Raw genomic sequence first — 24,574 nt, 5'->3', positions numbered from 1 at the left:
ACCGATTTCAGCTATTCCCAAGGGTGGCAGTGGCCAAACCGGGAAAGTCTGTAATCAGGCTGTCAACGCCGAAGTCGGCGAGTCTGCGCATCAGCGCAGGCTCGTTGACGGTCCACACCGACACATGCAGCCCCTGACGCTGCGCCTTCTGCAGGCGTTCCGGCGTACACAGCGTCCAGTTCAAGGCCAGAATTTCACAGCCGTAGCTTGCGGCGACCTTCAGCGGATCGAGCCAGGCATACTCGGCCACCAGGCCCCGTGACACGTCCGGTACCAGATCCAGCGCCGCTTTCAATACTTCCCGCGAACTCGAAGTGATCGTCACCTTGTCGAGCAGCCCGTGCCTGACCGCCATTTCACGAATGGCCAGAACGGTGGTGGCGGCGCGGGTGCGCGAGGCGCTTTTGACTTCGAGCTGCCAGTGATCGAAATCACATTTCTCGAACAGTTCTTCCAGCGTCGGAATCGGGCACGGCTTGATCCAGCCTGGGCCACCCTTGCGGGCGTCGTAGGTCACCAGATCGGCGGCGGAGTGCTCGACCACCTTGCCACGGCGCTCGGTAGTGCGCTTGAGGGTCGGGTCGTGGATGACCATCAACTCGCCGTCCTTGGACAGGTGCAGGTCCAGTTCGCAACGGCGTACGCCGTGCTTGAGACATTCCTGAAAACTGGTCAGGGTGTTTTCCGGTGCTTCGCCCTTGGCGCCGCGGTGGCCGTAGATAAGGGTCACGGTTCTTCCTTAATTAAATGCCTGATTCGTTCTGTTCGCGGGCCAGACGTCTTTCCTGTGCCTGCTTTTGCAAAATATAGCGGGCGAGCAACTGGCGCTGGGCGTCGGTCAAGTGTTCGAACTCGGTGCCGATGTCGTAACCGTCGCCCTTGCGGTCGCAATGGGTGACCCGGGCGCGCAGCAGCAGGCCGTGGGCCTGTGGCATCAACACCATTTTTACCGACAGGCGTGAGCCGGCGGCTATCGGGGTCGGGTTCTGGAAGTCGACACCGCCCTCGGAAATGATCACCGGTTGCGGCTCGCCGATCTGCCCCAGTGCGGTCAGGGCGATGACCTGACTGAGCAGGTCGATGCGCTTGTTCTGGGATTTCAGGAATGCCGCGATGGCACGGTCGCGTTCGTTGATCTGTCGCAACAGGTGTTGTGATTCGAATTCGCTCAGGTGCAGTTCACTGAGCACGTTGAATAACGGGGAAGCATCCTGCAACACTTCCTGGCCTGCGGCTTCGGCAGCGGACAGGGGCCGAATTTCCAGTGCGATCGAATCCTCGATACGGTAGTATTCGCGGCGATCTTCTTCATCTAATGTCGACATGGCGAACCCATGGTAGCGGCGGTGGTCTGAGTGTAAAGCTGGTTATCGACCCCCGCCACAAGGACGTTCCTTTTCCCTCCGAACAAGCCCCGACATGTTCAGACCTCTCTTCGTATTTATCGGCACGCGTTACACCCGTGCAAAGCGTCGCAATCATTTTGTGTCGTTCATTTCCCTGACTTCGATGATCGGGCTCGCCCTTGGCGTGGTCGTGATGATCGTGGTGTTGTCAGTGATGAACGGCTTCGATCATGAGATGCGCACCCGCGTGCTGGGCATGGTGCCCCACGCGACCATCGAATCCGGTGAAGCCATCAGCGACTGGCCGAGCCTGGCCGCCAAGGTCAAGCAGAACCCGCAGGTGGCGGCCGTCGCGCCGTTCACCCAGATGCAGGGCCTGCTGACCAACAACGGCCAGGTGTCCAAGGTGTTGCTCAATGCCATCGATCCGGCGCTGGAGCGCAACGTCTCGATCATCGACAACTTCATGAAGCAGGGCAAACTCGACGATTTGACGCCCGGCAGTTTCGGCATCGTGATCGGCGACAAGGCCGCGACCAAGCTTGGCGTGGGCCTCGGTGACAAGATCACCTTCGTCGCGCCGGAGGTCAGCGTGACCCCGGCCGGGATGTTCCCGCGCATGAAACGCTTCACCGTGGTCGGCATCTTCCATGTCGGCGCCGGCGAGCTGGACGGTTACCTGGGCGTCACCAACCTGCAGGATCTGGCGAAGATGCACCGCTGGAAGCCGGATCAGGTGCAGGGCCTGCGCCTGAAATTCGACGATCTGTTCCAGGCACCGCGCGAGGCGTGGAACATCGCCCAGCGCCTCGGCGAAGACCATTACTACGCTCGCGACTGGACCCGAACCCACGGCAACCTGTATCAGGCGATCCGCATGGAAAAAGCCATGATCGGCCTGCTGTTGCTGCTGATTGTCGCGGTTGCCGCGTTCAATATCATTTCAACGCTGGTGATGGTGGTGAACGACAAGAAAGGCGACATCGCCATCCTGCGCACGCTGGGCGCCACGCCGGGCACGATCATGCGCACGTTCATGGTGCAGGGCACGGTGATCGGCGTGGTCGGTACGGCCATCGGCGCCGTGGTCGGAATCCTGGCGGCGCTCAACGTCAGCGCCGCGATTTCGGCACTCGAAGGCTTGATCGGGCACAAGTTCCTCAACGCCGACGTGTATTTCATCGATTACCTGCCATCGCAGGTGCAGAGCCAGGACGTGATCATGGTCTGCGCTGCTGCATTGGTCCTGAGTTTCCTCGCCACCCTGTATCCAGCCTGGCGTGCCGCGCGCACCCAGCCGGCGGAGGCGCTACGTTATGAGTGAGTCGGGCATGAGTGAAAAAGCAATCCTGAGCTGCCGCAACCTGGGCAAGTCCTACGAGGAAGGCCCGGAGTCGGTGGAAGTACTGGCCAACCTGCAACTGGAGTTGCACCCGGGCGAGCGAGTGGCGATCGTCGGCAAGTCCGGTTCGGGCAAAAGTACCTTGCTCAACCTTCTGGGCGGTCTCGATACGCCGACCAAGGGCAGTGTCTGGCTCGACGGTGAAGAGCTCTCGGCGCTGAGCGAGAAGAAGCGTGGCCTGCTGCGTAACCGTGCCCTCGGCTTCGTGTACCAGTTCCACCACCTGCTGCCGGAGTTCACCGCGCTGGAAAACGTCTGCATGCCGCTGCTGATCGGCAAGACTGCGATCCCGGAAGCGCGTCAGCGGGCCACGGCGTTGCTGGAACGAGTGGGTCTGGGCCATCGCCTGGAACACAAACCGGCCGAGTTGTCCGGTGGCGAACGCCAGCGCGTGGCCATTGCCCGTGCACTGGTGAACAACCCGGGCCTGGTGATGCTCGACGAGCCGACCGGCAACCTCGACTCCCACACCGCCGAAGGCATTCAGGACCTGATGCTGGAACTCAGCACTTCGATGCGCACGGCGTTCCTGGTGGTGACTCACGACATGAACCTGGCTCGCCAGATGGACCGCGTCCTGCAGTTGCAGGAAGGTTGCCTGACCCCCATCTGACGGCTTGAAACCCGATGCCTGAAAAGGCGTCGGGTCTTTTATTTTTATACGGTGCCCCAGCGAATGTTCAGACCGTTATCGATCTTTATCGGCACGCGCTATACCCGCGCCAAGCGCCGCAATCGCTTTGTTTCATTCATTTCGATGACCTCGATGATCGGTCTCGCCCTCGGCGTGCTGGCGATGATCGTAGTGCTGTCGGTGATGAACGGCTTCCAGCGTGAAATGAGCTCGCGCATTCTCGGCATGGTGCCTCACGCGACCATCGTCGGTGTCAAGCCGATTGACGACTGGCAGCCGGTGGCTGCTGCTGCCCTGAAGAATCCTGAAGTCACGGCCGCCGTGCCGTTCACCGAGATGGAAGGTATGCTGTCCTACAAGGGCATGATGCAGCCGATCCAGATCAGTGGCGTCGACCCGGCCCAGGAAGGCAAGGTGTCGATCGTGGCCCAGCATATCGTTCAGGGCCGTCTCGATGCCTTGAAGCCGGGCGAATTCGGTGTGGTGCTGGGTGAAATCACGGCCCGGCGTTTCCGCCTGAACGTCGGCGACAAGATCACCCTGATTGTGCCGGAAGTCAGCACTGCACCCGGCGGCATTACCCCGCGTATGCAGCGTCTGAATGTGGTCGGCATCTTCAAGGTCGGCGCCGAGCTGGACGGTTCCATGGGCCTGATCCATGTGGCCGATGCAGCGACCATGCAGCACTGGGAGCCGAATCAGGTGCAGAGCGTGCGTCTGGCGGTGAAAGACCTGTATGCCGCACCGAAGGTTTCGTCCGACATCGCCACCGGCCTTGGCACTGATTTCAAGGCTGACGACTGGACCCACACCCAGGGTAGCCTGTTCAGCGCGATGAAAATGGAAAAGACCATGATCGGTCTGTTGCTGTTGATGATCGTCGCGGTGGCGGCGTTCAACATCATCGCGACTTTGATCATGGTGGTGAACGACAAGGGCGCGGACATTGCGATCCTGCGCACCATCGGCGCCACGCCACGGCAGATCATGGCGATCTTCATGGTGCAGGGCACGGTGATCGGCATCGTCGGCACCATCATTGGTGGCGTGTTGGGCGTGATTGCCGCGCTGAATGTCAGTGAGATGGTGGGCTGGGTCGAGCGAGTGACCGGGCAGCACATCTTCAGTTCCGACGTGTATTTCGTCAGCAACCTGCCCTCGGAATTGCAGGGCGGCGACGTGCTACTGATCTGCTCGGCGGGCTTCATTCTCAGCTTCCTGGCCACCGTCTACCCGGCGTGGCGGGCGGCGAAGATCGAGCCGGCGCACGCGTTGCGTTACTCCTAAGCTCCCCCATTGAGGCCGGCATTGCCGGCCTCAATCGTTTTGCGGCAACTCAATCACAAACCGCGTCCAGCCCTGAGCGGATTCGCAATGAATCTGCCCGCCATGGGCCCGGATGATCGACTGAGTGATCGCCAGTCCCAATCCGGCGTGTTCGCTGCTGCCTTCCTGGCGCGCCGGATCAGCCCGGTAAAAGCGGTCGAACAAACGCGGCAACAACTCCGAAGAAATCCCCTCGCCACTGTTCTCCACGGTCACTCTCAAGGATTTCGCCTGTTCAGCGATGCGCACGCGCACATCGCCTGCTGACGGCGTGAAGCGCAATGCGTTATCCAGCAGATTCGACAGCGCCCGGCGCAGCATCGCGCGGTCACCTTCAAACCGACCCTTACCGTCACGGCTCAGGCTGACCTGAGCGTCTTCGGCCAGCGGCGCAAAAAACTCCAGCAACGCATCGGTTTCTTCCGCCAGCTCCAGGGGTTCACGCTTGGGCACCAGCAATCCGTGGTCAGCCTTGGCCAGATAAAGCATGTCGTTGACCAGTTGCGCCATCCATTGCAGCTCTTCGAGGTTGCTGTGCAGGGCCTCGCGATAATCTTCGAGTGGACGAGGGCGGGTGAGGGTGACCTGTGTGTGGGTCAGCAGGTTCGACAGCGGGGTGCGCAGTTCATGGGCGATGTCGGCGGAGAACGCCGAAAGTCGCTGAAAAGAATCATCGAGACGTCCGAGCATGGCGTTGAAGCTGTGGGCCAGTTCCGTGAGTTCTGCAGGCATTTGCGCTTCCGGGAGTCGTGCGTTCAGCGATTGGGCCGAAATCCCACGAGCGACTGCGCTCATTCGGCGTAATGGACGAAGACCGCTACGGGCTGCCCAGGCGCCGAGCAGCGCGGTCGCCAGCGCCGAAAGACCGACGGTCAGCCAGATCAGATGCTGCATGCGTTGCAGGAAGTGCTGGTGGTGGGTGATGTCCAGCAGCAGGGTCAACTGTGGCGAGTCGGGTTGTTCCGGGTAAAGCGGAGCATTGAGCAGACGGTAATCCGTGCCGCTATCGTTGACGGTGGCCAGGCCGTGCTGCTGTGGCAGGTTCGCCGGCATTTGCAGGGAACGGCCGAACCAGCGCTGGCCCTCGGGGCCGCTGATGCGCAGGGTGACATCGCCCTGTTGGCTCAACTCATCGGTGATATGTGCGGCGTCGCTGCCACTCAGCAACGTCTGACGCACATTGATCAGCTTGCTTTCGAGCAATTGCCGGTCGAGTTCAATGAAGTGCGCCTCGCTGGCCCGATTGAAGACCACGCCCGCCACCAGCGAAACCGTCGCGGTGCACGCGGCGAACAGCAACGCCAGCCGACTGCCGAGTGACAGGCGGCGCATCAGACAGGACGCTCTTCAAGCACGTACCCCATGCCGCGCACGGTGTGGATCAGTTTGTCGGGAAAGTCATCATCGATCTTCAGGCGCAGACGGCGAATCGCCACTTCGATCACGTTGGTGTCGCTGTCGAAGTTCATGTCCCAGACCTGGGAGGCGATCAGGGATTTGGGCAGCACTTCGCCTTGGCGTCGCAGGAGCATTTCCAGCAGGGCAAACTCTTTCGCCGTCAGATCGATGCGTTGACCACCGCGTTCGACCCGGCGGCGAATCAGGTCCAGGCGCAGATCGGCCAGTTGCAGGCAGGTTTCCTGCGGTGTGGCGCTGCCACGTCTTAATAGGCTGCGCACCCGGGCCAACAGTTCGGAGAAGGCGAAGGGTTTGACCAGATAATCGTCGGCACCGAGTTCCAGGCCGTGAACCCGGTCTTCCACGGTGTCCTTGGCCGTCAGAAACAGGATCGGCGTTTCCAGCCCGGCACTGCGTACCGCTTGCAGAATCTGCCAGCCATTGCGCCCGGGCAGCATCACGTCGAGGATCAGCAGGGCGTAGTCACCGCTCAACGCCAGTTGTTGCCCGGTGTTGCCGTCGGCCACCAGTTCAGTATTGAAACCGGCCTCGGTCAGTCCCTGGCGCAGGTAGTGGCCGGTTTTCGGTTGGTCTTCGACGATCAGCAGTTTCATGGGCAACTCGGGGTTGTAGGATCGAAAGCTTTATACCGTGGGACGTTGTCACAAGCGCCAAGCTGACAAAGTTGTAATCTGCCTGTCAGGTAGCTGCCAGCGCGGGCGGACTAAAGTTTCCCACAGGCTGAACCTTTTCTTGTTGGAGTATGACTATGTTTTTGCGCAACCCTCTGGCCGTCGCCGCCTGTTTGCTGGCGCTGAGTTCATCCGTCTGGGCCGACCCTGCGCACACGTATGACTTCGGCCAGTCGGCGCCGGCCGCCAAGGCCAGTCGTAGCATTAAAGTGGTGATGGGCGACATGTCGTTCGATCCGAAGGCCATCGACATCAAGGCCGGTGAGACCATTCGTTTTGTTTTGGTGAATAAAGGCCAGTTGCTGCACGAATTCAACCTCGGCGATGCAGCGATGCATGCCAAACATCAGCAGGAAATGTTGCAGATGCAGCAAAGCGGCATGCTGACGCCGACCGGCATGAAGGAAATGTCCCACGATATGGCGGGCATGGATCATGGTTCGATGGGGCACGTCATGAAGCACGACGACCCTAACAGCGTGCTGGTCGAGCCCGGCAAGACCGCCGAGTTGACCTGGACCTTCAACAAGGCGACCAGCCTGGAGTTTGCCTGCAATATTCCCGGGCACTACCAGGCCGGAATGGTCGGCAAACTGACTGTCAGTCAGTAAGCACTCAAAGGCGGGAGCAAAGGCTGATAGAATCCGCTGATTCTTCAGTCAGGTTTCCGCCATGCATCCCGCAGCCGAACATTCGCCGCTGGGCAAGTCCAGCGAATACATCGCCACTTACACACCGTCCTTGCTGTTCCCGATTCCGCGCACCGCGAAGTGGGCGGAGCTGGGCCTGACCGCCGAAACCCTACCGTATAAAGGTGTGGATTTCTGGAACTGCTTCGAACTGTCGTGGCTGCTGCCGTCGGGAAAACCGGTGGTGGCGATCGGCGAATTCAGCATTCCGGCGGACTCGCCGAACATCATCGAATCCAAGTCCTTCAAGCTGTACCTGAACTCGTTGAACCAGACCCCGTTCGCCGATACAGAGAGCCTGGAGGCAACGCTGGTCAAGGACTTGTCCGCCGCTGCCGGCAAGCCGGTGGGGGTGCGGGTTCGCAGCCTGAAAGAGGTCGAAGCCGAAGGCGTGGTCGCGCTGCCGGGTGTGTGCATTGATGACCTGGATATCAGCGTCAGCAACTACGAACATCCGCGTCCCGAACTGCTGCGCTGCGACGATTCGCGCGTGGTGGAGGAGAGCGTGCACAGTCATCTGCTCAAATCCAACTGCCCGGTGACCAGCCAGCCGGACTGGGGCAGTGTGGTGGTGGAATATCGGGGCGCGGCGCTGGATCACGCCAGTCTGTTGGAATACATCGTCAGCTTCCGCCAGCACTCGGACTTCCATGAGCAATGCGTTGAGCGGATTTTCCTCGACCTGCAGCGTTTGCTGAAACCGGAAAAACTGACGGTGTTCGCACGTTACGTGCGCCGGGGCGGGCTGGATATCAACCCGTACCGCAGCACGGAAAGTGTGCAGTTGCCGAACCATCGCCTGGTTCGTCAGTAACCCGCAATGCGCACATGAAAAAGCCCTGCCATCACTGGCAGGGCTTTTTTGTATTCGCGAGCTTCAGATTCCCATGCTGACCAGGGAATTCACGATGTTGCGCAGGGTACCGGCGATGGTGGGGTGTTCGAGTTCGAAGCGTTCGACGGCCAGGTTCACGCCATCGGCGAGATTGGAATCCTGGGTTTTGGTTTCCAGTTCAAGTTCCAGTTCGATCTGTTGCATCAGTGCGTGCAGGTCTGCGCGCTCGGCTTCCGACAGCGGCGGATTCTGATCCAGTTGCTCGCGCAGGGTGTTGAGCTGTTCTTGCAGTTCGCGGGCGGGCATGGTGTTTTCCTTTTATCGAGAGGCACTGGCATAGACCGCAGCCGTGCGCCAAAGGTCTATGGCTCTCCTTAAGACTAATCCACTCTCGATGAACCTGCATGATCCCGGTCAGGGCTTTTCGCCTTTGAGGCGGCGCAGACTGATGTCCGCCAGGCAGGTGTCGAGTTCGCCCAGATGATCGATCACCGAGTGCACGCCCAGGCCGAATAGTTGCACCGTGGCCTTGCCGCGCAGTTGTTCGCGTTCTTTCTGACTGAGGTCTTGCCATTCGCTCGGGGTCAGGCCGCAGAGTGAGCCGCAGGACGCCAGGCCAATGGTCCACAGCCCGGCATTCAGGCCCGATTGCAGTAAACGCGGTTCGCCACTGACCAACACGCAGCCGTCCAGGCGATCGACATTCAACGTCATCAGGGCTTGCCAGCAGGCATTCGGTGCCGGCCATGGATTGTGTGTTGCCGAATGTTGCGAAGGTTTGATCCAGTCAGGCAACCCGGATGCAAGTACTTGGGAGAGGGCAGGGGGCAAGTCATCGAGCCAGGCGCAGGGGATCAGTTGGCGCTGCAAGCTGCGCAGGCTGTCGAGCGCGCCTGGCGTGGCGTCGGCGTGCTCTGTGCCGGGGCTGGCGTGATCGCGGGCACGGGCGCCGAAGTCCACCAGGCAACCGCTGAGCCCGAACAGCACGGCCGTCAGGTTGGGGGCGGACAGGGGCAAGGCTTCGGCTTGAGGCATGGAAAACATCCCTGAAATAGAAGTCAGGCTAAGCATTGCCGGTGACAGTTGGATGACAAGTGCGTGACGATGCGTCCTACAGAGGTGTTCACGCCAGAAATGCCTAAAACCTTGTTTCCGTCTTATACTGCACCTCTTATGACCGTGGCCCGCATGCCGCGTATGTACAATCCAAGGAGTTTTTCTATGCGCTGGAGCAACCCTCTCGCTCAGCTTTGTGTATGCGCCAGCGTGATGCTGGTTCCGTTCGTTGCCCAGGCGGCAACGGAAGAAGACCCTTGGGAAAGCGTCAACCGTCCGATCTTCCAGTTCAACGACTTCGTCGACACTTACGCGCTGAAACCTCTGGCGCAGGGCTATGAATATGTAACGCCGCAATTCCTGGAAGACGGCATCCACAACATGTTCCGCAACGTCGGCGATATCACCAACCTGGCGAACAACATCCTGCAGGCCAAACCGGCCGCCGCCGGTGTCGACACCGCGCGTTTGATCTTCAACACCACCTTCGGCCTGCTGGGCTTCTTCGATGTGGGCACCAAGATGGGCCTGCAGCGTAGTGATGAAGACTTCGGCCAGACCCTCGGCTACTGGGGCGTCAGCAGCGGTCCGTACGTGATGCTGCCGTTGCTCGGCCCGAGCACCCTGCGTGATGCGCCGTCCAAGTACGTAGACACCTACACCGCACCGTACCGCTACATGAACGACATCCCGGCGCGCAACACCATCTACGGCCTGAACATCGTCGACACCCGCGCCAGCCTGCTGTCCAGCGAGAAGCTGATCAGCGGCGACAAGTACACTTTCATCCGCAATGCCTACCTGCAGAACCGCGAGTTCAAGGTCAAGGACGGCCACGTCGAAGACGATTTTTGATCTCGATTGATCGACATGAAGGGGCGACCGCGAGGTCGCCTTTTTTGTGGGCGCATCCAATGATTGGGTTACGGTTGAAGCCGTTCTTATAACTGCGAGTGATTTGACAAACAAAGTCTCCAAGCGACCATCGGCGCATGCTTGAAACGCTCGAAGGATGGGAGTACCGTCTGCGCCTTAGAAGGGCACCTCTGGTGCAACCGTGTACAGGGCAAACGCTCTGAAACGGTGCAGCAGAGAGGCTAGAAAGCGAATCCAGTAGTCTGCGCCGGGCCTTTGCCCCGCCTGCTACGCCAACCTAATTCTGGCGCCGTTTGCCCACATGCCAAAAACCAGTGCCACGCTGCTGATAATCGATGATGACGAAGTAGTGCGCGCGAGCCTCGCGGCCTATTTGGAAGACAGTGGTTTCAGCGTCTTGCAGGCCAGTAACGGCCAGCAGGGTCTTCAGGTATTCGAGCAAGACAAGCCCGACTTGGTCATCTGCGATCTGCGCATGCCGCAGATGGGCGGTCTCGAACTCATTCGTCAGGTCACCGAGCGGTCACCACAGACGCCTGTGATCGTGGTTTCGGGTGCCGGCGTGATGAACGACGCGGTCGAGGCCCTGCGCCTGGGCGCGGCGGATTACCTGATCAAGCCTCTCGAAGATCTGGCCGTGCTCGAGCACTCCGTGCGCCGGGCTCTGGATCGTGCGCGTCTGCTGCTGGAAAACCAGCGCTACCGCGAGAAGCTGGAAAAGGCCAACCGTGAGCTCGAAGCCAGCCTGAATCTGCTTCAGGAAGACCAGAACGCCGGTCGCCAGGTGCAGATGAACATGCTGCCGGAAAGCCCCTGGACCATCGACGCGTTCAAATTCGCCCACCAGATCATCCCGTCGTTGTACCTGTCGGGTGATTTTGTCGATTATTTCCGGGTGGACGAGCGTCGGGTCGCGTTCTATCTGGCGGATGTGTCGGGCCATGGCGCCTCTTCGGCGTTCGTCACCGTACTGCTGAAGTTCATGACCACGCGCCTGTTGTTCGAGTCCAAGCGCAACGGCACCTTGCCGGAATTCAAGCCTTCGGAAGTCCTTGGTCATATCAACCGGGGGCTGATCAGTTGTAAGCTGGGTAAACACGTCACAATGGTCGGTGGAGTCATCGACGAGGAGACCGGTTTGTTGACCTATAGCATCGGCGGCCATCTGCCGTTGCCTGTGTTGTACACGCCTGACAGTGTTCGCTACCTCGAAGGGCGCGGCCTGCCCGTGGGGCTTTTCAACGAAGCCACCTACGAAGACCACGTGCTCGAGCTGCCACCGACGTTCAGCCTGACGCTGATGTCTGATGGCATTCTGGATCTTTTGCCAGAACCCACACTCAAAGAGAAAGAAGCTGCCTTGCCCCAACGGGTCAAGTCGGCGGGCGGCAGCCTGGATGGCCTGCGGCAGGTTTTTGGATTGGCCACGCTAGGGGAGATGCCGGATGATATCGCCTTGTTGGTGTTGAGCAGGAATCTTTAATGAGTACCGGTAGAATCCAGTTCGCCGAGCAGGACGGCACCTTCGTCCTGAAGTTCGTCGGTGAAGTTCGCCTGACCCTGTGTTCGGCGTTGGATGCGACTATTGAAAAGATCTTCACCGCGCTGAATTTCAACGCGATCGTGATCGATCTGACCGAAACCCGGAGCATCGACAGCACCACGCTGGGTCTGCTGGCCAAGCTGTCGATCCTGTCGCGGCAAAAGGTCGGCCTGCTGCCGACCGTGGTCACCACCCACGACGACATCACCCGTCTGCTGCAATCGATGGGTTTCGAGCAGGTGTTCAATATCGTCAACCATCCCGTGCCTTGCCCGGAATGCCTCGATGACCTGCCGGATCAGGATCAGTCTGAGGAAGTCGTGCGGATCAAGGTGCTGGAAGCGCACAAGATCCTCATGGGCCTGAACGACTCCAACCGCGAAGCCTTCCATGATCTGGTGAATGCCCTCGAAAGGCATTGATTCCCCAGCCATCAGGCACAAAAAAGGGCGAACCTGTGAGGGTTCGCCCTTTTTGCGTTTGTCGTCAGCCCGTTACAGCTTGGCTTGCAGCAGCGCCTCGAGTTTTTCCTGGTCGCGGGCAAACTGACGAATGCCTTCGGCCAGTTTCTCGGTGGCCATCGCATCTTCGTTGGACAACCAGCGGAATTGCGATTCGTTGAGGCTCAGACGTGCTTCGCCGGCGTGACCGGGGGCCAGTTTGCGCTCCAGTTTGCCGGTGTCTGCTGCCAGCTTGTCGATCAGGTCCGGACTGATGGTCAGGCGGTCGCAGCCGGCCAGTTGCTCGATCTGGTTGAGGTTGCGGAAGCTCGCGCCCATGACCACGGTCTTGTAGTCATTGGCCTTGTAGTAGTTGTAGATGCGCGTCACGGACTGTACGCCCGGATCATCGGCGCCGGTATAGTCGTTGCCGTTGGCCTTCTTGTACCAGTCGTAGATGCGACCCACGAACGGCGAAATCAGGAACACGCCGGCGTCGGCGCAAGCAGCGGCCTGAGCGAAGGAGAACAGCAGGGTCAGGTTGGTCTGGATGCCTTCCTTCTCCAGTACTTCGGCGGCCCGGATGCCTTCCCAGGTCGAAGCGATCTTGATCAGTACGCGGTCGCGGCCGACGCCGGCCTTGTCGTACAGCTCGATCAGGCGATGCGCACGCTTGAGCATCGCGTCCTTGTCGAACGACAGGCGCGCATCCACTTCGGTGGAAATGCGGCCCGGAATCACTTTGAGGATTTCCTGACCCACCGCGACGCCAAAGCGGTCACTGGCCAGGCCGACATCGCCCTTGCAGTCGCGAACGGCGGCGTTCAGCAGCTCGGCATAGGCCGGAATGGCCGCCGCCTTGAGCAGCAGGGAAGGGTTGGTGGTGGCGTCGACCGGCTTGACCCGGGAAATCGCTTCGAAGTCGCCGGTGTCGGCAACCACGGTGGTGAACTGTTTGAGTTGTTCCAGCTTGGAAGTCATGAGCGTGCTCTGTCCTATGGGTCTGACGACATTACCCGAGCGCTGACAGCCACTCAAGGGCATGTGGATGTATCGATAGCCCCGCAGGCAACAACCTGAAAACGGCTGTTTGAAAGGGCGAGGCGCGGTATCGATAGATACGATGCCAAATCGCGGCACAGGTTCAAAGCAACTGACTGATGAATGTGCGACCTATTCGGACTCCAGCTGCGTTCTGACGGCCGCTTCTGCGGGCTTCGGTTGCCCGTTCGAGGTCTGCAAGCCGAAATTCTTCTCTCGGTCATTGCTCCCCGAATCACTGTTTTTCCATTCGTAGATCGAAGTCAGCGGAATCTGCAGTCGTTTCACATCGGCAATGAACGCTGCGATCTTGGTGGCCTGTCCGTCGGGACCACCGTTGGAGGCAAGTGCTGAAATCCCCCATTCACTGATGACGCCAGGCAGGTGGAAGTTCTGCTGGATGAAGGTCTGCGCATTGCTGATCTGCGTCGCCGTCATGCCATAGGGGTGGTAGGAAATGGCGCTCAAACACTTGGGATACGTACCGAGAATGCTGTTCAGCGCTACGGTCGAGGCCGAACCGGCGCTTGGTGGCCGGGCGAAGCCGAAACCGATCACGGGAGTGGTGGTGGGATTGTCTTGCAGCGCCTTGCACATCGCGCTCATGAAAGGCGCAAACGTGGTGCTGAAATTGCCCGTGGGCCAGTACGTGTCCAGATCCGGTTCATTCCAGATTTCAATCGCGACCAGTTGAGAGCCGTAGGTCTGCTCAAGGCGGGCGACCGCGCTGGCAAACGCCGTGCCGGCGGTGGCCGGGTCTGCCGACAGCGGTTTGATGGCGCGTACCGTCATCAGCACTGGCAAGCCGGCGGATCCGGCGGCGGCAAACGCATCGCCGAGCTGTTTCTGATAGGTCTTGTCGCCCAGGCTGTCGCTCCACGCGCCCAGGCGCACGAAGCTGAAACCCGCTGCCTTGATCTGCGCGGCATCAGCGGCGGAAAAATTCTGGACTTTGACCTGAACGCCGACCGTTTTGTGGGGGAGGGCGGGGAACAGCTCGCTGGCGTGGAGCGAAGGCGCTGCACTGAGCATTAACAGGGAAAGGGCGCCGAGACGAATGAGATGTGCTGATTTCATGTCTGCTCTCCTGATGAGAAATGACATCTAGCCAATAGTTATCTCGTTACCCCTATTCCGATGTCCGAAGGGTTGAAAAGTGCACAAATGTTATTTTTTGTCGGAAAAGTCCGCGTGTAAAAAACGCCGAAAATCACAGTTATTTTTAGTCCGGTAATTCTGGTTGGGTGACTTTTGGACCCCGTGGTACTTAATGCACCGGTACTAACAGGCGAATCTATTTCCGAGTGCGGGAAAGTCTGGTGGGTTTATTTCAATCCACACGGAATGTTGGCCGATTGACATTACACGGGAAAGTAAACCTTGTTCAGAAAGATCCTTGTCGTCTGCGTCGGCAATATTTGCCGAAGTCCCACAGCAGAACTGTTGCTGCGCAACGCACTGGCGCCCTCGACGATCACCGTCACCTCCGCAGGCTTGTCCGCAAGGGTTGGTGAGTCCATGGAGGCAACAGCCCGCAAGGTGCTGGAAGACCGTGGGCAGTGCGCCGAAGGCTTCAAGGCGCGGCAACTGACAGCGGACATCGTCAATGAATCAGACCTGATTCTGGTGATGGAAAAAGAGCATGTAAAACAAGTACTGAAGATTGCCTCTCACGCCAGGGGCAAAGTGTTTCTTCTCGGCAAGTGGCAGAACGAACGAGAAATACAGGATCCGTATCGTCAAGGGCAGGCCGCTTTTATTCATGCCCATGCATTGATTGAAGATGCTGTTGGCTCATGGGCACAACGCCTCGGGCATTGATGAATATTCTTCAGAACAGTGAATGGTAAGAAAGACTTATGCAGTTACCGTCAGTAGTCGGCACCCGTGACAACGATCAAGACAGTATTGATCTACTCGGCATATTTGGCAGTTTGCTCGATCAGAAATGGTTGATCGGCGCTTTCACCGGCGCGTTCATGATGACCGGCGTCGCCTATGCGATTCTGGCCACGCCGGTGTATCTGGCCAACGCGCTGGTACAGGTCGAGCCGAAGAAGAATGACATGCTCGGCTTCTCCGACCTCAACAGCATGCTGGGTGGTCAGTCGCCGTCCGTGACCGAGATCGGCATCATCAAATCCCGCGCGGTGATCGGCAAGACCGTCGACGATCTGCGCCTGGACATCGACGTCACCCCCAATACTTTCCCGGTGATTGGCGGTTTTCTCTCCCGCCGCTATCGCGGTGAAACCGAACTCAGCGTCGCGCCGCCACGTTTCGGGCTGAGCAGCTACGCTTGGGGCGGTGAACGGTTGGAGTTCGCCCGGCTCGAGTTGCCCAAGGAGCTGCTGGGCAAGAAACTCAGCCTGATCGCCGGCGAGCAGCATCGCTTTCAGTTGTTCGACGACAACGACAATCTGCTGGCAGAAGGCACTGCTGGTGAAGCCTTCGCACAGGATGGCGTAGAAGGGCAGATCACGCAGCTGTTGGCCAACCCCGGCACCCGGTTTGAAGTGGTGCGCTACCCACGGATCGTGACTATTCAGGGGTATCAGGACGCGCTGGATATTTCCGAACAGGGCAAGGAGTCGGGGATCATCCGCCTGGCCCTGGCCAGCACCGACGCTGCTGAAGCAGTGAAGATCCTCAACAAGATCGCCTCGCTGTACGTGGACCAGAACGTACGCCGCACCTCGGCCGAAGCGGCGCAGAGCCTGGCCTTCCTGCAAAGTCAGTTGCCGCAGGTCAAACGCGACCTGGCCAAGGCCAGCGATGCGCTCAATGCCTACCAGACGCGCGGCAAGACCGTGAACATCTCCCTGGAAACCCAATCGGTGCTCGGCCAGTCCGTCGCCCTTGAAACGCGGATTTCCGAGCTGAAAATGCAGCAGGCGGAAATGGATCGCAAGTTCACCAGGCAGCATCCGGCCTATCGTGCACTGATGACCCAGATCGGTGAATTGACCCAGCAACAGAAGTCGCTGGAAGGCAAGGTTGGCGACCTGCCGGCTACGCAACAGGAACTGCTCAACCTGACCCGCGATGTTGAAGTGGCTTCGCAGATCTATACCCAGTTGCTGAACAAGTCCCAGGAACTGGACATCATCCGCGCCGGCGCCGTGGGCAACGTGCGTCTGGTGGACTCGGCGGATGTAGACCTGACCAGTCCGGTCAAACCAAAAAAAGCCCTGATCGTGCTGATTGCGACCTTCCTCGGCGCCTTTGTCGGTGTGGCCCTGGTGCTGTTGCGCAAATCCCTGAGCAAGGGCCTGGAGGGGCCGGAAGCCATCGAGCAACTCGGCTTGCCGGTCTACGCATCGATCCCTTACAGCGCCCTGCAAAAAGAAGAGGACACCAAGAAAGTCCGCGCCAAAGTCACGGCGGACACACCGGCGTATCTGCTGGCCCTGCGCAATCCGACGGACCTGTCCATCGAGTCGATCCGCAGCCTGCGTACCTGCCTGCATTTCGCGGCGCTGGACTCTACCAACAACCGCATCATGATTTCCGGCCCGAGCCCGCAGGTCGGCAAGACGTTCGTGTCTTCCAACCTCGCGGCGGTCATGGCCCAGAGCGGCCAGCGCGTGGTGCTGATCGATGCCGACATGCGCAAGGGGCATCTGCACAAGACGCTGAACACACCGATCACCAACGGTTTGTCGGATTTGCTGGTCAAGCGCTGCACCCTCGAACAGGCGATCAACAAGGTCGAAGTCGACAACCTGCACTTCATCAGCCGTGGCCAGGTGCCGCCCAATCCTTCCGAACTGCTGATGCACGCCAATTTCCGCGACCTGCTGGCGGAACTCAGCAAGCGCTACGACGTGGTGATCATCGACACACCGCCGCTGCTGGCGGTGACGGATGCGGCGATTGTCGGTCGCGAAGCAGGCATCAGCCTGATCGTCGCGCGATTCGGGGTGAACCCGGCCAAAGAGATCGAACTGACGATTCGTCGCTTCGCCCAGAACGGCATCGAGTTGAAAGGCGCGGTGTTCAACGGCGTCGAGAAGCGTGCGGCCAGTTACTACGGCAACGGCAGCTACGGCTATTACAACTACGAATATGCGTCCGACAAATCCTGAGTTTCAGCGATTGTTCTTTACAGGCAAGAAAGTGGGTGGGTTGTGAAAAAAATACTGCACGTGGCTGAAACGATAAAAGGTGGCGTCGCGACGGTGATCCGCACGATTTCGGCGTCCCCGGACGATGAGCAAGCCAACTACGAGCTGGTGTATCTGGTGCCGCAGGATCAGGAAAAGGAACTGCACGGCATCGCCCCGCAGCAGATCCGCACCTTCGAGCGAACCGGGCGCAATGTGCCGTCGTTGCTTCGTTTTGCCTGGCGACTGATGCAAGTGATGCTCAAGGAAAAACCTGATGTGGTGCACCTGCACAGCACGTTTTCCGGGGTGATCGGCCGTTGCGTGTGCGTGCTTCTGCGGCCGTGGCGCAAACCGAAAATCGTCTATTGCCCGCACGCCTTTTCGTTCCTGATGGAAAGCTCGCCGATCAAGCAGAAAGTCTATGCGTGGATCGAGCGCGTGCTGCAGAAGGTCACCGATACGATCATTTGCGTCAGCCAGTACGAGTTGGACAAAGCCGCAGCGTTTGGCATCGAGCGCAAGCGCATGCGCCTGATCTACAACGGCATACACCCCAAGGATGACGCGCGCAAAGCCGAGGATCCACAGCCGATTCATCTGCTCTTCGTCGGCCGGCTCGACTATCAAAAAGGCTTCGACGTGCTGCTCAAGGCCTACGCCAAGGCCGGACGCAACGACCTGAAACTGACGGTGGTCGGCAGTGCGGTCAACGAGGCGACGGTCGAGTGCCCGCCAATGGACGGTGTTCAGTACTTGCCGTGGGTCACGCCCGCCGAGGTCAACGCGCTGTATCAACAGGCCGATGCGCTGATTGTTCCGAGTCGCTGGGAAGGCTTCGCCATGGTGCCTCTGGAAGGCATGGCGCTGGGCTTGCCGGTGATCGCCAGCGACTGCACCTCGCTGCCTGAACTGGTCACCCATGGGGTGTCCGGCTACGTGTTCCCCACCGGTGACCACCACGCATTGGCCGATCGCCTGAAGCAGATCCAGAAACCCGCGTTGTCGGTCCTTGGCCTTGAAGGTCGGCGCATCGTCCGCGAGCGCTTCAGCGCCGCGTTGATGATCCGCCAGACCTACGACGTGTATTCCGCTCCCTCTTATTAAGTAGAACTTCGCTCATGAACGTAACGATTTTGCATGGCTACAGTGCCTCCAATTCCGGCGATGGTCTGCTGGTCGATCTGGCCATTGCGCTGGTGCAGCGCAACTTTGGCGAAGACACTTCGATCAGCGTCGTGGCCTCCGATCCGGATTCCTTCAAATACCTGCCGCACCCGCGTTTCGATGCGCCGGTCATGGCCGCCAAGGGCCTGGGCCGGGTCAAGCAGGCGATATTCCTCAATCAGTCCTACGCCGGGTTGGCGGATCTGTTGAAGAAAACCGATCTGATCGTTGGCGTCGGTGGCGGCTACATGCGCTCCAAAAGCGCCTTCGAACACATCAAGCTGAAACTGGGCCACGCCAAGCAACTGGAGACCGCGATCCTCAGCAAAGTGCCGTCGGTGTACCTGCCGCAGAGCATCGGGCCGTTCCACGGTGACAGCGACAAGATCGTCGGCCACTACGCCAGCGCCGATGCGGTGTTCGTGCGCGATAACCGCTCCTCGGCGTTGTTCGATGCCTGCGAAAATGTCTACCGCGCACCGGATCTCGCGGTGCAGGCCCTGGCCGGCAAAATCCTGCAGCAACCCAAGTTCACCCGTTGCGCCTCGACGCCGGCCACCGTGTGCGTAGTGCTGCGCAAACCGCCGGCCTGGAGCAAGGAAAAGAAGCTCGCCTACGTGGCCAACCTGAAGGTGCTGCTGCAGCGTCTGAAGAACAAAAGCAAAGTGGTCTGCGCGGTGCAGAGCGCTGTGCGGGGTAACGATGACGGAGCGTTCTATCGCGAACTGGGCATCACCGAAGACCTGCTGCCGTTGAAGGCCACGATTGCCAAATATCAGCCGGACCTGGTGATTTCCGTGCGCCTGCACGGTGCGATCGAATCGCTGCTCTCCGGCGTGCCGGCGTACCACATCAGCTACGAGCGCAAAGGCTTCGGTGCCTATCAGGACATGGGCGTCGAGGACTGGGTCATCAACGGTGGCGACATCAATGTCGACACCATCATCGACACGGTTTTTGCGCCGAACGCGCTGTCGGATTTCGGCAAGCGCCTGACCGACACCTGCCGTGAAATCGAAGCCAAAACCGTGGCCATGGACGACATCATCAAGGGCGTCATTCGATGATATTCCGCTTGTTGCTGCGCGGCGGAGCGCTGGGTGCGAAGTTCCTGCTGGTGCTCGCCATTACCCATTACCTCGGTTACGAGGCGCTGGGGTTTTACGGCGTGGTGGTCGCGGCGTCGTTGATCGCTTCGAAGTTCTACAGTGTCGGCTTCAGCTCCGAGATCAATCGGCTGATCAGTGTCGGCGGCAGTTCGAAGCGAGTCGTCGACAAGGTTCTGCTGCTGTACCTGGCCGTGGGGTTGCTGTTGTCGGTGCTGACGGTGCTGATCTATTCGCTGTTCCAGCAGGTCGAGGCGACGGCGGCATTGATCGCCTGTGTGACCCTGGTTCTGCTGACCGAGCACCTGTCCTTTGAGATCAACTCGTTCGTGTTTTCCGCGCAGAAAGCCACGGCGGGGGCGCTGCTGTTCTTCATCAAGACCGGCCTCTGGGCACTGCTGGCCGTGGGCGGCATGATGCTCGGCTGGGTGTCCGGAATCGCCAGCGTGCTATGGCTGTGGGTCATCGCCAACGTGCTGGTGATCGTCGCCGGTTACCTGATTGTGGTGAACGTCCATCGTGGACGCGAAGAGGGGACGCTGGCGACGGCGACCGTGTGGAAAGCCGGGCTGCCGTTCTACCTGGGCACCGGCCTGATCGCAGTGAGTCAGTACGCCGAGCGCTTTCTGATCATTGATCTGGAACCCTACGCCAGCCTCGGTAAATACGTGTACGCCTGGTCGGCCGCCAACACCTTGCAGGCGTTGTCCTACGCGGTGGTGGCGGTGGTCGGCATTCCGGTGCTCGCCAAGCGTTATCAGGCCGATCAACAAGCGTTCACGGTCAGGCAATTGTTCGTGAACAAATGGGTCGCGCGTTCGCTGGTGGTTTCAGCGGCAGTCGCGGTGGCGATCTATCTGTTCTTCAATGTCGTGCTCGATTACGTCGGCGCAGCGGTGCCGCGTCCGGACAACGGAATCCTTGGCGTGCTGATCTTTTCCTTCGCCCTACGCGCCATCGGCGACATCGTCTGGGGCGGCTTGATCGCGTCGAAAAACAGCCGGGTATCCTTTGCCAGTTCGGCCCTTTGCCTGCTGATTTCGGTACCGGTCAGCTATGTGCTGATCAAGCACTATTCGATTTATGGCGCGGCCTGGGGCAACGTCTTCGGGATCATCGTGCAGCTCGGCGTGATTGCGCTGCTGACCCGTGCAACGCGTGCGAAAAAGGCTGTCGTGTCATGGGCCTGAAACTGCCGTGCATCGAGTTTCGCGGCAAGAAACTCGATTCGTCACTGTCATTCCTGATCCTGTTCACCGGCCTGTTTCTGTCGGTGGCCATGCCGTTGCTGATCCCCCGCGATCCGGGCCCGGATGCGATGACCCTGTGGTCTTCCTATGCCCGGGCCGACAACTGCAATTTCTGGAACCCGTTCTCGCCGGATCGCTCTTCCTACGAGTGTTCGGCGTTCCTGCTGCGGCCCACCGGGATCAACCTGACCAACGCCTGGGCCTACGGGATGTTCTGCAACTTTTTCCTCACGGCGATTCCCGTGGTGGTGTTCCGGCGCATGCCGCTGGCGATCTTCGGCACTCTGTGCCTGTGGGGCGTGGTGCGTTCGTTCTTCCTGGAGAACCTGACCAAGGAAATCATTGTGTCGGTGGCGGTGCTGAGCATTCTGTTCAGCTCGCTGACGCGCAAATATCGCGGCGGGTTTTTCCTCTCGGCGGTGATCTACGGCGTGCTGATCCGGCCCTACTGGATCCTGTTTTCGCTGTCCTGGGTCGGCGTCTGCATGATGAAGAAGTACGTGTCGCGCATGACCTTCTTCCTGATGCTGTTCCTGTTCTACCTGGCGGTGGCCATGGCCATCCAGTTGGCGCTGGGCTTTCCGGTGTCGTCGATTCGCGCCAGCAACAACGAACTGCGCACAGCGGGCGAGGAGGGTTCCAAGTCGCTGATTGTCTCTTGGCTCAGCGGCAGCGATTTCGTCTCGCAGGCGCTGGACTCGATGATCATCTTCTTCCGGCTGTCGTTCCCGGTTGAGCTGATCCTGCTCTCCGGGCCGGGCCAGGTGATCTTCGTGGCGTTGATGATCATGACCGCGCTGCTGCTGTTCAAAGTCATCACCTCGACCGATTACAAAGGCGTGCCGATCCAGACCAAACCCAAGGAACTGATCGCGATTCCCCTGGCGTTTCTGCTGGTTCAAGGCTTGTTCGAACCGGACTTCGGCTCGTTCGCCCGACACTTCTCGATGGTGGTGCCGGTGTTGTTCGTGGGCCTGGGCTTGATGCTGCGGGCGAACAAACCGGTGCGGGTCGAATCAAGAATTCTGAATTGAGGCGGGTGCTTTATGTCGAGCAAGAAAAAGTCCCTGGAGATCGAAACCCTGCGCGGCCTCGCGTGCCTGCTGCTGGTGCTCTATCACGTGATCGGCCCGTTGGGTGGCGGTTTGAAGATCGACATCGGCTCGCCGTTCCGGGTGATCGCCGATTCGATGGTGTACGTGCGCATGCCGCTGTTCACCTTTATCTCGGGCTACATCTATTCCATCTACAAGATTCGCGGCAATGACTTTTCGGCGTTCTTCACCGGCAAGGTGCGGCGCCTGATCGTGCCGCTGTTTTGCGTGGGTGTGCCGTTCTCGGTGTTGCAGGCGGTGGGGCCGGGCGTCAACAAGGACGTCGGTGTGATCGACGCGCTGTTGTCGTTCTATGTGCCGGTGAACCACTTCTGGTTCCTGCAGGCGGTGTTCATCATTTTCATGTTTGTCGGCCTGCTGGAATGGCGTGGTTGGCTGCGCTCGGCGACGCGTCTGTACCTGCTGTTCGCGTTTTCTGCAGCGGTGTTTCTGTTGCCGCCGTTCAAGTTCGATGCGTTCGGCATCAACGGGGCGACCTATCTGTTGCCGTTCTTTGTGGCGGGCATGATCGGCCAGGAAAATGTCAGTGCGTTGAAGCAACGGTTCAAAGTCATTGGCCCGTTGGTGTTTGTGCTGATCTCCCTGACGCTGTTGTACATCGCGTCGCTGGATCGCGAGCTGATCATCGACCGCCGCAGCCTGATCGGTCTGACGGTTGGATGCGTGTCCTGCTTCACGCTGCTGTCGAGTGACATGCGTTCGAAGGCGTTGACCTGGCTGGGTGGTTACTCTTACGCGATTTTCCTGTTTCATGTGTTGTTCGCTGCCACCTCGCGCTCGGTGCTCGGGCGCCTGGGCATCAAGGACGAAAGTGTGCTGGTGTTCTGCGGCGTGGCTTGCGGGTTGCTCGGGCCGGTGTTGCTGTCGACGATCTTCAGCCGGTTCAACTTCACTTCGGTGCTGTTTCTGGGTGAGCGTGCGGCGGCGAAAAAACCGGCGGGGAACGTCTCCCCGGCGCAGGTTTCGGCTAAAGGAAGTGCCTGATGGTTGCAGTGGATGACGCAGCGCCGGTCGCGGCGTCGGTGGTTGAAGTCGGGGACGTCCGCGAGCGTTTTGCTCAGTGGCGCGAAGGCAAGGCCGGGAAGGTGTTGTCGGTCTCGGTGATCGGCGACAGCTACAGCGCCGGGCAGGATTTCTATCTGAACAAACTGGTTCAGCGGCTGGTCGGGGAGGTCGGTTTCGCCGGCCCCGGTTATGTCGGCTTCAACCATGGCGCGGCGCTGGGCGGCAGCCATTTCAAGTACACCCGCAGCAGCGAGAAATACTTCGGCGGCGACTGGAAGGTGTCGAACCTCGGCGTGGCTAGTCCCGACAGCCGTACCGTGACCGGAAGTCTCGGTGCATGGCTGCAGGTCGATGCCCATCCGAGTGAAGCGATAAACACCGCTGTCACTCAGGCAAAGTTACTTTTTCTGGGCAACGGCGAATCCAGTGAACTGCGCTATCGCTGGGCACCCTCGCAATCCTGGCAGCCTTTGAAGCTGACCGGTGTCGGTGTTCAGGAAGTCCCGTTGTCAGGTACATCCTCCGCGACGGACTGGTCCTTCAGGCTGGAAGTGGTGAAGGGCGCGCCAACCCTGTTCGGCCTGTGGATGAGCAACGAACAGGCCGGTTTGCGGGTGTCGAAACTGGCCGCGTCGGGTGCGGCCTCTGCCGATTTCTATCATGGCGACGGTCAGTGGCAGGCGCAGTGGAAAGCGGTGGTCTCGAAGATTCCGGCCGATGTCTATCTGATCATGCTCGGTGGCAACGATCAGGGTTTCGGGGTGAAACCCGAGCAATACCTGACGAACGTTCAGGGGCTGGTCGGGATGATCCGCGAGATTCAGCCGTCAGCGAGCGTCAATCTGATCCTGCGCCAGGACACCACGCGCTCCAGCGCCTATCCAATGTCGGCCTACGCGCAGGTGCTGGAACCCTGGGCTCGTGAGCAGCATCTGGGTTACGCCAATCTGCAATGCGCGTTCGGTACGGACGTCAAGCGTTACGCTGCGGCGATGATCGGCCCGGACAAGATACATCCGGTGCCGGCCACGGGAGGGAAGGTGATTGCCGATTACTTCTATCGGATGATCGTCGGCGGCAACCACGGGGTTTCCTGCGGCGCCGCCTCGGAATAAGGGCTCAGCCCTGGTCGAAGTTGTCCACGTGACCCAGAAGCTCTGCGGTCTTTTGCGGCATCAATTGCGTCACGCAACGGGTTTCCACAGTGATGATGATCGCCGGGTCGTTGCAGCAGATGCGCACCCGGAATCGCCAGTCGCTGAAAATCACTTTCAGGCCGTCGCGGTCATCGACCTCCAGCGCCTGTTCGCCGTAGATCCATTTCAGATGGGCGAGCAGGGGATAGGGATCGCGCACTGGTCGGCGAATGTCCCCGGATGAAGGAAACATGCCGATCCGCTCCACCAGCAGGATGGTCCCGAGCCAGGATTCGTTGGCGCTGGGCAACGGCTGATGACGAGACAACCAGCTCATCACCCCGAGGTTGTCCACCTCCCGTTCAATGTCTGTCGAATGTTGTGCAATGTTCATGGTTGCCTCGTCGGATG

At 59.6% G+C, this 24,574-nt stretch carries 25 protein-coding genes; 16 read left to right on the top strand and 9 right to left on the bottom strand.

The window, feature by feature from the left end:
* Positions 1 to 7: 7 nt before the first annotated feature.
* Together NH234_RS20455 and NH234_RS20450 are read right to left on the bottom strand one after the other, a co-directional pair.
* Positions 8 to 730: a glycerophosphodiester phosphodiesterase gene (locus tag NH234_RS20455; protein ID WP_367254108.1), complete on the bottom strand. Its 723-nt coding sequence runs from the start codon at positions 728 to 730 to the stop codon at positions 8 to 10.
* Between the two features lie 13 nt (positions 731 to 743).
* Entirely contained in the window at positions 744 to 1,325 is a 582-nt protein-coding gene (locus NH234_RS20450; RefSeq protein ID WP_085713152.1) for a PilZ domain-containing protein, read from the bottom strand.
* A 94-nt stretch (positions 1,326 to 1,419) separates the two neighbouring features.
* Between NH234_RS20450 and NH234_RS20445 the strand changes: the two genes are divergently transcribed.
* The 3 genes from NH234_RS20445 to NH234_RS20435 all read left to right on the top strand — a co-directional run bounded on the left by NH234_RS20445 (position 1,420) and on the right by NH234_RS20435 (position 4,669).
* On the top strand, positions 1,420 to 2,670 hold the full coding sequence (locus tag NH234_RS20445) for a lipoprotein-releasing ABC transporter permease subunit (protein WP_085733492.1): 1,251 nt from the start codon (positions 1,420 to 1,422) through the stop codon (positions 2,668 to 2,670).
* Positions 2,671 to 2,677: 7 nt separating this feature from the next.
* Entirely contained in the window at positions 2,678 to 3,361 is a 684-nt protein-coding gene (gene lolD / locus NH234_RS20440) for a lipoprotein-releasing ABC transporter ATP-binding protein LolD (protein ID WP_167443782.1), read from the top strand.
* A 63-nt stretch (positions 3,362 to 3,424) separates the two neighbouring features.
* Positions 3,425 to 4,669 carry a lipoprotein-releasing ABC transporter permease subunit gene (locus NH234_RS20435; protein WP_085713155.1) on the top strand — a complete coding sequence of 415 codons (1,245 nt, stop codon included), beginning with the start codon at positions 3,425 to 3,427 and terminating at the stop codon, positions 4,667 to 4,669.
* 30 nt (positions 4,670 to 4,699) lie between these two features.
* Here the strand turns inward: NH234_RS20435 and NH234_RS20430 are convergent, their stop codons facing one another.
* Together NH234_RS20430 and NH234_RS20425 are read right to left on the bottom strand one after the other, a co-directional pair.
* Positions 4,700 to 6,040, bottom strand: a complete 1,341-nt coding sequence (locus NH234_RS20430; protein ID WP_367254106.1) for a heavy metal sensor histidine kinase — start codon at positions 6,038 to 6,040, stop codon at positions 4,700 to 4,702.
* A complete protein-coding gene (locus tag NH234_RS20425; protein WP_367254104.1) occupies positions 6,040 to 6,720 on the bottom strand; it encodes a heavy metal response regulator transcription factor in 681 nt (226 codons plus the stop codon). Before NH234_RS20425 ends, NH234_RS20430 begins: the two co-directional genes overlap by 1 nt.
* Before the next feature lie 155 nt (positions 6,721 to 6,875).
* Between NH234_RS20425 and NH234_RS20420 the strand changes: the two genes are divergently transcribed.
* Together NH234_RS20420 and queF are read left to right on the top strand one after the other, a co-directional pair.
* Positions 6,876 to 7,409: a cupredoxin family protein gene (locus tag NH234_RS20420; RefSeq protein WP_085733495.1), complete on the top strand. Its 534-nt coding sequence runs from the start codon at positions 6,876 to 6,878 to the stop codon at positions 7,407 to 7,409.
* A gap of 61 nt (positions 7,410 to 7,470) precedes the next feature.
* Entirely contained in the window at positions 7,471 to 8,301 is an 831-nt protein-coding gene (gene queF, locus NH234_RS20415; RefSeq protein ID WP_367254102.1) for an NADPH-dependent 7-cyano-7-deazaguanine reductase QueF, read from the top strand.
* Positions 8,302 to 8,364: 63 nt separating this feature from the next.
* Here queF and NH234_RS20410 read toward each other — a convergent pair whose 3' ends face one another.
* Positions 8,365 to 8,628: a DUF4404 family protein gene (locus tag NH234_RS20410; RefSeq protein ID WP_085713160.1), complete on the bottom strand. Its 264-nt coding sequence runs from the start codon at positions 8,626 to 8,628 to the stop codon at positions 8,365 to 8,367.
* Positions 8,629 to 8,736: 108 nt separating this feature from the next.
* Positions 8,737 to 9,357: a phosphatase gene (locus NH234_RS20405; RefSeq protein ID WP_085733497.1), complete on the bottom strand. Its 621-nt coding sequence runs from the start codon at positions 9,355 to 9,357 to the stop codon at positions 8,737 to 8,739.
* A gap of 186 nt (positions 9,358 to 9,543) precedes the next feature.
* Here NH234_RS20405 and NH234_RS20400 point away from each other — a divergent pair, with 186 nt between their 5' ends.
* The 3 genes from NH234_RS20400 (at position 9,544) to rssC (ending at position 12,219) form a co-directional block, all read left to right on the top strand.
* Positions 9,544 to 10,233, top strand: a complete 690-nt coding sequence (locus NH234_RS20400; RefSeq protein WP_085713162.1) for a VacJ family lipoprotein — start codon at positions 9,544 to 9,546, stop codon at positions 10,231 to 10,233.
* Positions 10,234 to 10,555: 322 nt separating this feature from the next.
* Positions 10,556 to 11,737, top strand: a complete 1,182-nt coding sequence (gene rssB / locus NH234_RS20395) for a two-component system response regulator RssB (protein ID WP_085713163.1) — start codon at positions 10,556 to 10,558, stop codon at positions 11,735 to 11,737.
* Positions 11,737 to 12,219: an anti-sigma factor antagonist RssC gene (gene rssC / locus NH234_RS20390; RefSeq protein ID WP_042560140.1), complete on the top strand. Its 483-nt coding sequence runs from the start codon at positions 11,737 to 11,739 to the stop codon at positions 12,217 to 12,219. The genes rssB and rssC overlap by 1 nt, the downstream gene beginning before the upstream one ends.
* A 72-nt stretch (positions 12,220 to 12,291) precedes the next feature.
* On the opposite strand, the gene tal is transcribed toward rssC, so the two are convergent.
* Complete coding sequence (gene tal / locus NH234_RS20385; protein WP_367254100.1) at positions 12,292 to 13,218, bottom strand: transaldolase; 927 nt, start codon at positions 13,216 to 13,218, stop codon at positions 12,292 to 12,294.
* A 192-nt stretch (positions 13,219 to 13,410) separates the two neighbouring features.
* Positions 13,411 to 14,355, bottom strand: coding sequence for a glycosyl hydrolase family 5 (locus tag NH234_RS20380; protein WP_367254099.1), 945 nt, complete (start codon positions 14,353 to 14,355; stop codon positions 13,411 to 13,413).
* 303 nt (positions 14,356 to 14,658) lie between these two features.
* Between NH234_RS20380 and NH234_RS20375 the strand changes: the two genes are divergently transcribed.
* Genes NH234_RS20375 through NH234_RS20340 form a run of 8 tightly spaced genes read left to right on the top strand, consistent with a single transcriptional unit; the run spans position 14,659 to position 24,142 of the window.
* Entirely contained in the window at positions 14,659 to 15,099 is a 441-nt protein-coding gene (locus NH234_RS20375) for a low molecular weight protein-tyrosine-phosphatase (RefSeq protein WP_085733500.1), read from the top strand.
* A gap of 38 nt (positions 15,100 to 15,137) precedes the next feature.
* Positions 15,138 to 17,366 (top strand): polysaccharide biosynthesis tyrosine autokinase, encoded by a 2,229-nt coding sequence (locus NH234_RS20370; protein ID WP_367254096.1) that lies wholly within the window; start codon positions 15,138 to 15,140, stop codon positions 17,364 to 17,366.
* A 42-nt stretch (positions 17,367 to 17,408) separates the two neighbouring features.
* The gene (locus NH234_RS20365; protein WP_085733502.1) at positions 17,409 to 18,491 is read left to right on the top strand and encodes a glycosyltransferase; all 1,083 of its coding nucleotides are present in this window, start codon (positions 17,409 to 17,411) and stop codon (positions 18,489 to 18,491) included.
* Between the two features lie 14 nt (positions 18,492 to 18,505).
* Positions 18,506 to 19,618 carry a polysaccharide pyruvyl transferase family protein gene (locus NH234_RS20360; RefSeq protein ID WP_367254093.1) on the top strand — a complete coding sequence of 371 codons (1,113 nt, stop codon included), beginning with the start codon at positions 18,506 to 18,508 and terminating at the stop codon, positions 19,616 to 19,618.
* Positions 19,615 to 20,847, top strand: a complete 1,233-nt coding sequence (locus NH234_RS20355) for a phosphoribosylaminoimidazole carboxylase (protein ID WP_367254091.1) — start codon at positions 19,615 to 19,617, stop codon at positions 20,845 to 20,847. The genes NH234_RS20360 and NH234_RS20355 overlap by 4 nt, the downstream gene beginning before the upstream one ends.
* On the top strand, positions 20,838 to 21,941 hold the full coding sequence (locus tag NH234_RS20350) for a hypothetical protein (protein ID WP_085733505.1): 1,104 nt from the start codon (positions 20,838 to 20,840) through the stop codon (positions 21,939 to 21,941). Before NH234_RS20355 ends, NH234_RS20350 begins: the two co-directional genes overlap by 10 nt.
* Positions 21,942 to 21,953: 12 nt before the next feature.
* Entirely contained in the window at positions 21,954 to 23,006 is a 1,053-nt protein-coding gene (locus tag NH234_RS20345; RefSeq protein WP_367254089.1) for an acyltransferase family protein, read from the top strand.
* Complete coding sequence (locus NH234_RS20340; protein WP_367254087.1) at positions 23,006 to 24,142, top strand: SGNH/GDSL hydrolase family protein; 1,137 nt, start codon at positions 23,006 to 23,008, stop codon at positions 24,140 to 24,142. The genes NH234_RS20345 and NH234_RS20340 overlap by 1 nt, the downstream gene beginning before the upstream one ends.
* A 4-nt stretch (positions 24,143 to 24,146) precedes the next feature.
* On the opposite strand, the gene NH234_RS20335 is transcribed toward NH234_RS20340, so the two are convergent.
* Positions 24,147 to 24,557, bottom strand: coding sequence for a mannose-1-phosphate guanylyltransferase (locus NH234_RS20335; RefSeq protein ID WP_085733508.1), 411 nt, complete (start codon positions 24,555 to 24,557; stop codon positions 24,147 to 24,149).
* Positions 24,558 to 24,574: the final 17 nt, after the last annotated feature.

It is taken from the genome of Pseudomonas sp. stari2 (assembly GCF_040760005.1).
Lineage (GTDB): Bacteria > Pseudomonadota > Gammaproteobacteria > Pseudomonadales > Pseudomonadaceae > Aquipseudomonas.
Note: the sequence above shows the minus strand (reverse complement) of the source record. Positions and strands in the feature narration are given on the sequence as shown.